At 65.2% G+C, this 6,963-nt stretch carries 7 protein-coding genes; all 7 read right to left on the reverse strand.

What is annotated here, in order from left to right:
- Positions 1-19: 19 nt before the first annotated feature.
- Positions 20-319, reverse strand: coding sequence for a hypothetical protein (locus VLU25_03910; GenBank protein HSR67062.1), 300 nt, complete (start codon positions 317-319; stop codon positions 20-22).
- A 25-nt stretch (positions 320-344) separates the two neighbouring features.
- Positions 345-947 carry an RES family NAD+ phosphorylase gene (locus VLU25_03915; GenBank protein HSR67063.1) on the reverse strand — a complete coding sequence of 201 codons (603 nt, stop codon included), beginning with the start codon at positions 945-947 and terminating at the stop codon, positions 345-347.
- Positions 944-1,627: a helix-turn-helix domain-containing protein gene (locus VLU25_03920; GenBank protein ID HSR67064.1), complete on the reverse strand. Its 684-nt coding sequence runs from the start codon at positions 1,625-1,627 to the stop codon at positions 944-946. Before VLU25_03920 ends, VLU25_03915 begins: the two co-directional genes overlap by 4 nt.
- Before the next feature lie 214 nt (positions 1,628-1,841).
- Positions 1,842-3,962 (reverse strand): hypothetical protein, encoded by a 2,121-nt coding sequence (locus VLU25_03925; GenBank protein ID HSR67065.1) that lies wholly within the window; start codon positions 3,960-3,962, stop codon positions 1,842-1,844.
- A complete protein-coding gene (locus tag VLU25_03930; GenBank protein HSR67066.1) occupies positions 3,952-5,670 on the reverse strand; it encodes a hypothetical protein in 1,719 nt (572 codons plus the stop codon). The genes VLU25_03925 and VLU25_03930 overlap by 11 nt, the downstream gene beginning before the upstream one ends.
- A gap of 20 nt (positions 5,671-5,690) precedes the next feature.
- The gene (locus VLU25_03935) at positions 5,691-6,731 is read right to left on the reverse strand and encodes an AAA family ATPase (GenBank protein HSR67067.1); all 1,041 of its coding nucleotides are present in this window, start codon (positions 6,729-6,731) and stop codon (positions 5,691-5,693) included.
- A 46-nt stretch (positions 6,732-6,777) separates the two neighbouring features.
- Positions 6,778-6,963 (reverse strand): hypothetical protein (locus VLU25_03940; GenBank protein HSR67068.1); only part of this gene is annotated, 186 nt, incomplete at its 5' end.

Genomic DNA, 6,963 nt, shown 5'->3' on the forward strand with positions numbered 1-6,963 from the left:
TACGACTGGTCTGCATATCCTATTCGTCGGAATTCTGACCGCCCCTGCCAAGCAAACGGGCGGTCAGTTTAAGAAAGGCGTTGCCGGTGCGCAGGCGCCAGAGGCGGGGGCGCAGGGCGACGGGAAGGCGGCTGAGGGAACGGCGTTGTTGTTCAAGCTCTTGGAAGTCGGGTTGGGGCCTGGCGTTGCGCAGGGACTGCAAATGGCGGCGCAAGGGCAGGACGCGCTCATCATGCAGCCGCGAACGCAGAGACTTCCACTGCGATCGAATGTCGCGGCAGGAATCAAGCTCTCGATCGGCGCGCTCCAAACGTTCCATGCCTGGATTCTAGCAGTTCAGCCCTCTAGATCACGTCCAATCGGCAATTTCGGGCTGCGCGGGCGATTCGGGTCCAGACAGCCGAGTCAGCGAGAGGTAAGTCGACTTGGAGTGCGAGAAGGCTGAAATCGGTTCGGTCGTTCAAGACCAAGTTGACGGAACCTATCTCCCGTCCCCGCCAGCGGATTCCTTGAACAGACGGAAATTGATCATAGAACGCTCTGGCATAGGACTGGCACAGCCTGTAGTCAGTGGTCGTTGCGATCTCCTGAGTCAGCTTGAGCCGCTTGCCGGCTGCACCAAGCAGATCCAGGACCGTAATGGGTTTATTGAGCCTGACCATTGCGATTCTGCGGTCAGAAGTGCGGTCCAGAAAGCCGATCTTGCCGAAGGCTTCAGCCACCGCACCCCTCAGGGAGGATGCGGCGTACCAAACAGACCGGTCAGGATGAATTGCGGTAGGAGGGGTGTGATGATCAAAACGGGCGCTGCTCAGGGGGCCAAAGAAACGTCGGGTGCCCCATGGTCCCCGTCCGGGGTCATAAACTCGCACCAGCCGGCACCCGTGGGGAAGTTCGATCAGTGTGGGGTCGGAAGGGAGAGAAGCCGGCGCTGAAGGGAGGGTCACGGCAGGTAACCCTGTTCTTCAGCTAAACGAACGACTTGAGCGGTCTTGCGTTTGCGTAGAGCGGCGATTGGAGACTCCTCATCAAGTTCGCTCCGGGGAGTCGTAAGCCAAAGGGCGACACCGAAAGGAGACATATGGAGGTTGCTGACAATCTCCTCCAAGCCAGGAACCAATCCCCGCGGGCCATCGATATCGAACTGCCACTTCGGGTATCGCCATTCACGCCCGACCCGCAGCGCCACGAGATGACGCTCCCGCCTGTGCTTCTCTACCGCTTGGCGGGAGCGGTTTGTCATCTCGCCCGCTTCACTGGCAGTGACGCAGTCGGCCAAGAGCCGAGCCCGGTTAGCCTGAATTCGAGTGTCGGCCCACAGCGAGGCTTCGGCAGCTTCTTTGGAATCGAGCGGCTCATCTGCCTCAGCCAGCGGGTCTTCCTCCGGAGAGGCCGTCCACAGTTCCTCCATAGCAGCGCACAGTCCCGCTGCCAATTCCCGCCGGCTCTCCATGGACCGGCGCGTGTTCTGGGCCAAACGGACCATCTCGCGCAACACTTCCAGTTCGGGTTCTCCCAGGGCTTTGGCCGCTTCGGCCAGCATCTTGAGCCGTCCTCGTCTGATGCCGAGGCGCGCGGAGTACTCGTCCAGAGTGGAGTCGATCAGAGATGGTTGTCGTCTGGCCATGTCCAAAGGGTAGCATTTGTTGCTCAGCAATGCAACTTAGGCTCATTCTTGATCGATACCTGCCGACGGCTCCCCCAAAAGCTGATGACGGCTGAGAGGATACATAGCTAGCAATGGGTTACTTCCATTGGCACAAAGTCATGATGGAGGACTGCCACTCGCATTGCGTCCTCAGAGACCTCCTCAAGGGCCTCCTCCACTCTTTCTAGCTGCTCTATTGGCGCTTCTTAAGGGCGGCGAGGAGGGTGCGGCGGGTTTTTTTGAGGGAATCGATCTGTTCCTGGAGGCGCTCTTGGATGGAGCGGCGGGTGGATTCGGCGCGTTGCAGGAGGGGGGTGACGGTGGAGTCTTCCAGAGTGTCGAGGGTGCGCTTGAGTTGAGCGGCTTCGGCCAGCACTTGACGCTGCAGGCGGTCGATCTCCTCGGAGGTTTCCTCCATTTCATCGCGAGTTTCAAGCAAGGCCTGGAGGCGCAGGTTGAGGCGGCGGACTTCTTGTGCGGTGGCGTGGGTGCGGGTGACCGTGGAGTCGATTTCGCGCGAGAGCTGGTCGCTGAGTTCGTCCAGCAGAGAGGTGACGCGCTGGCGGGTTTGGCGGGCCGACTGCTCGAAGTCTTCGCGGGCCTGACGGGCCTCTTGCCGCAGTTGGCTGAAGAGGCGCGATTGCCAGGCGTCCTCGGCCAGTTGGGCCAGACGCTTCTCCTGTCCGGCCAGTTGGCGCTGCAGGGCGAGATTGTCGTTGAGCCATCCCAGGCGGATTTCCAGGGGGGTAAAGGAGGCCCTGTCGAGGACAGCAGTCTGCAGAGTCTGTCCGGGGCCGGACGGGCCTTCGAAAAGGAACAGGGGCTGCTGGGGGAGGTCTGAGGCGCCGCCCGAGGTGGTCTTTTCCCAAGTGTCGCGGGGCAGCAGGCGGCGCAGCAAGCGTAGGAGGAAGACGTCCATTCCCTGGCGCTCCCAACTGTGCAGGGGAGGGAAGAGGGCCGTTCCTTCAGGGACGAAGACCCAATTCTCAAGCCTCTCCTCAGAGGCGTAATCGCGGGCGAAGTTGGGGTCCATCCAAAAGCGCATGGGAGGCTTTCCTGCACGCTCCCAGAGCAGCAGCGGGTCGAGTTCGCTCATGGAGGTTCGGTTGGAGTCGATGAGCAGGTAGTGGCGTCCCAGCGGCTCGTTTTCCACGGACTGGAAGGCGTATTGCAGCCCCCCCGAGCGCAGCACGCTGCGGGGAAAGGCGCGCAGCACGTCGGCCAGCGCCTCGATCTGATCGGGATCGAAGCGCAGCAGCCGCAGTTGAGGTGCCGAGATGGAGTCGAGCAAGGCCAGCCGGTATTCCAGTTCGGCCTGGCGCTCGCGCAGTCGGATCCGTTCCACCTGGGAGGGCTCGCGCAGCGGCGTTTCGGTGAGTTCCAGCCGGTAGCCGGACTCGGGGGCTTGCTCTTGCAGCAGGCCTTCCAGCCGGCGTATTGCGGGTCCGCTGTCGCTCAGGCGCAGCAGGCGGAAGCGGGCCCCGAAGGCGCGGGGCGGGGCCAAGTCGAGAGAAGGCCGGAAACGCAGCCGCGAGAGATCGAGAACCAGGTAGCGGCTGGGCACCTCCTCGTCGGCTGCCGAAGGAGCAGGAAGCAGCGCCGCGCACAGAGGCGAGGTGCGGCTCAGGCGGGTGCCAGGGTCGCCCTGGCCCTCCCTGGACGATGCTTGCAGAAGCCTCTGCAGCAGTCGGGAGAAACACTGCAGTTCGGCGTGGCCGACCTCTGCCGACCGGGGGAGGAAGATGCGTCCCTCGCCATCGGCCTGGTAGGCGGCCAAGGCCGTGGCTTGCTGGAAGGACTCGCCCGAGAGGGCCGAAGCCACAGAGGAACGGCGTCGGCGGTCGGCGCGCATGTGAAACAGGTGGTGAGTCCCGGCGGCGGACTCAGCCGCGGCCACCCGCACCGAAGTGGCATGCAGGGCGGCGCTGTCGAAGAGCTCGGCCACCTCGCCGGGCGCAAGGTCGAGGGCGGCCAGCAGGAATTCGTCCTCGAGGGCCTCAGCCTGCTGATCGGCCTGGGCGTTGAGCAGCAACCAGGGCAGGGCTTGCTCCATGGGCAGCGCCTCCTGGGGGACGGCCTCCCGGCGGGGGCCGCGCGGCTGGCGGTTCTGAAAGGACTGCAGCAGGACTTTCAAGTCCGGCCGGGAGGCCTTTTCCAGCGGAAGCGCCAACGTCACCGAAGCCCCGAAGGCCGCCGAGGTTTCCATGCTCATGCGCAGTCGGGCGAGAGAGGCTCCTTGCAGGTCGGCCTCGTCCAGCAAGGCCAGAGCCTCGGAGGGTGTCAGGTCATCCAGCAGCAGGACTTCAGGAGGCACGCCACACCTCCCTTCGCAGCAGGCTCAGCCAGGCTTCGATGAGGCGGGCGGCGATGCGTTCCTGGCTGAGGGCCGGGGACGTAGCAGAATTCGAATCGTGACGGGGAAAGAGGCGCTCAGGGAGATGTCCCCGCACCTGCAGACGCCATCGGTCGAGATCGTCGATGCGGCCGGGTGTCCAGAGGATGCTGGCGCTTTGGCCGGGACGGCGTTGCAGGCCCAGTTCAGCGAAGAGGCGCCCTGCGGCAGAGGAGGCTTGGGCGCCGCTGGCCGCGTCCTCGGGCAGCAGATGGGCGGGCATCATGATCATCAGGTGCAATACGCCGAAGTCGGAGGCCGGGGACCGACGTGGCCCGGGGCTTTTCGAGGCGCTCCCGCCTCCCCGCTTCCACAGCGGACGCATCTGCTGCTGCTGCCAGGCGGCGCAGGTCCAGCGTCCCAGCGCCGAGGCATCGCGTCCTCCCGCCTCGCGCGCCGACAGTCCCCGCAGCGGACGCATGGCTGCGCGCGTATCGAGGAAGGAGGGCAGCCAGTCCAGCGCCGTCAGGAAGGCGTGTCGGAAGAGCGGGTGCGAGTCCGCCGCCTGCTCGGGCATCGACTCGGGAAGCGCCTGCAGCCGGTAGGAGTGGCTGCGCGCCCCTCCCCGGGCGTCCCCTTCGGTCCAGCGGAATTCGCTGCGGCGCAGTCCGCCCTGCCACAGCAGCATGGCCAGGCGGCTCATGCACTCGAACCAGCAGGCCTTGAGGAAGTCCCCGCCCAGGGTTCCGCGCAAGGGCTGGGGCATAAAAGCGGCCACCAGCACGTCGCGCAGCGTCTCCTTGTGGGGCGGACGGTGCAGCGCCAGGTATCCGGTGTTGAGCACCCGCTCGGTCAGCAGCAGCGGCGGGTTGGCGTACTCGCTGATGAGGATGCTGTCGATCTCTTCCTGGCGGCGCGTGATGTGGACGCCTTCCACGCCTCCCTCGCGCCGGTGCAGGGCCGGACGGTAAGGCGAGGCGGCCCGCGCCGGACGGGGACGTCTCTCGGGCGGCGGCTGGGGCTCGGCAAGGCGAGGCGTCAGCCGCAGCAGCAGCGCCAGGGCGGCGGGATCGATCTGGGAGAGCTGGGCCGCCGCCGTGCGCAGCGGCGCGGGACGCCCCGAAAGTCCGGCCAGCGTCCAGGCGGCTTCCTTCCAAAACATCTCCATGGACGGGTCGTCCTCGCCGGCCAGTTGGAAAAGCCGCTCCCGCAAACGGGCTTGGTAGCGTGAATAGGGAGGCGCGATGGGCGGACGCACCGTCTCGTCGCGGCAGAAGAGGTAGCTGACGCCGATGTCGCGGCAGGCCTTTTCCAGCAGCGGCAGGGCGATCCGCAGCACCACGTAGGAGGGCGCGGCGTGGAACAGGAGGGGTGCGCCGCGGCGGGTCTGCAGGCGGGAATCCTCTGAGCGGCCCGAAAGGAGCGCCGGGCCGGAGCGTTGCAGCTCGAGCTTGAGGCGCTGCTGGACGTCGGCCCAGGGGCCCTTGGCGGCGGCTCCCGGACGCAGGCAGGAATCGGCCAATTCGGCCATCAGTTGGGGCGTGGCGCCGACGTGGCGGTTGTGCATGGCCGACAGGGCTGAGCCCAGAAAACGTTTGGCCGCTTCTTCGGTCAGCGAGTCCTCGGCCGTGGACACCAGCTTCCGCCACATCCTGGGCGCAATCAACTTGACCCTCAGGTCAGCCACCATCACCTCCCTTTCTAGCTAGGCTAGGAACCTTCGGGATTCCAGCGGGCGGCGGCGCGCTGCATGGTCTTGGCCCGTTCAGCGTCCGGGAAGTCGAGGAAGTAGCGGTAGAAGAGGGACAGCTCCCGGGCCCGCAGGTTCAGTCCCTTCGACTCCTCCAACCCCCCTTCGCTCACCGCTTCGTAGATGCGGTGCAGCAGCATGATGTAACTCATCTTGACCAGGCGCCGGTTGGATATCTGAGAAAGGCCGTACTCGCGGGCGTCCTCAACGAACTGGGCCAGGTGACGGTAGTATCCGTGCTCGCGCCGGGGCCGCAGCCGGCCTTCATCGGTGGCCGAGGCGATGTCCTGGCGGAGGGCCTTGACCTCCTCCAGCAGTCCGCTGAAGGCGCCCGCCTCCTCGTGGTGAGAGTAGGTCTCCACCCAGCCGGCTTCCAGCAGCCGTCCGACGGGCTGGGGACGCGCCAACACGTTGTGGACGTGGGAGCGCAACAGGAAGCGGTCGAAGACGGCCTGCAGCTCGGCTGACTGGGGCACCTCGTTGGTGGAAGCGAAGAGCACTTCCATGGCCACCTCGCGCCGCCGTCCGCGGTCGTGGAAGATGCGCTCGTTGAGGAAGGTGAGGATGGAGTTGAGAATGGCGCTGGATCCGTTGAACACCTCGTCCAGGTAAACCACCCGGGCGCGCTGCATCATGCCTTCTTCGTCGCGTTGCAAACGCTGCTCGCGCATGGCTTTTCCCACGTCGTAAAAGCCGAACAGCTCTCCCGGCTCGGTGAAGGGCGTCAACAGGTACTCGAAATACTCTCCGGCCTGGGTGCGGTTCCTGGGATCGAGCAGTCCCAGCAATTCGCACAGCGCCCGGATGAGCCGCGACTTGGCCGTCCCCGGCGGACCCACCAGCAGTAGCGGTTCCCCTGAGAGCAGCGAAAGCACCAGCGCGCGCACCGGCTCCTCGAACTCGATGAAGCGCTGATTGAGGCGCGCTTCCACCTGAGCCAGCCGCCCCAATCCCTTCTCATGCCGCTGCGCCAATTCCAGAAGCGTCTGCGGATTAAACACGCCAGAGATTCTACCGCATCCTCCCGCTTACTCTCCCAGGTCAATCCTATGCGCTAGTCTGCACCGCCCCTTCTAGCCGTCGCCGGAGGGGAAGACTGAGCTTGTCCAGCGATTGAGGAAAGCGTTGACTCACCAGTCCCATCAGCCAGGCTTCCCACTCTCCCGTCCACTGGTCTTCCAGCAGCTTGCGCCGGGCCAGGTGTTGCAGCCGGGGAGCGGGCAACTCGGCTAC

It is taken from the genome of Acidobacteriota bacterium, from assembly GCA_035471785.1.
Taxonomy (GTDB): Bacteria; Acidobacteriota; UBA6911; order RPQK01; family DATIPO01; genus JANQFM01.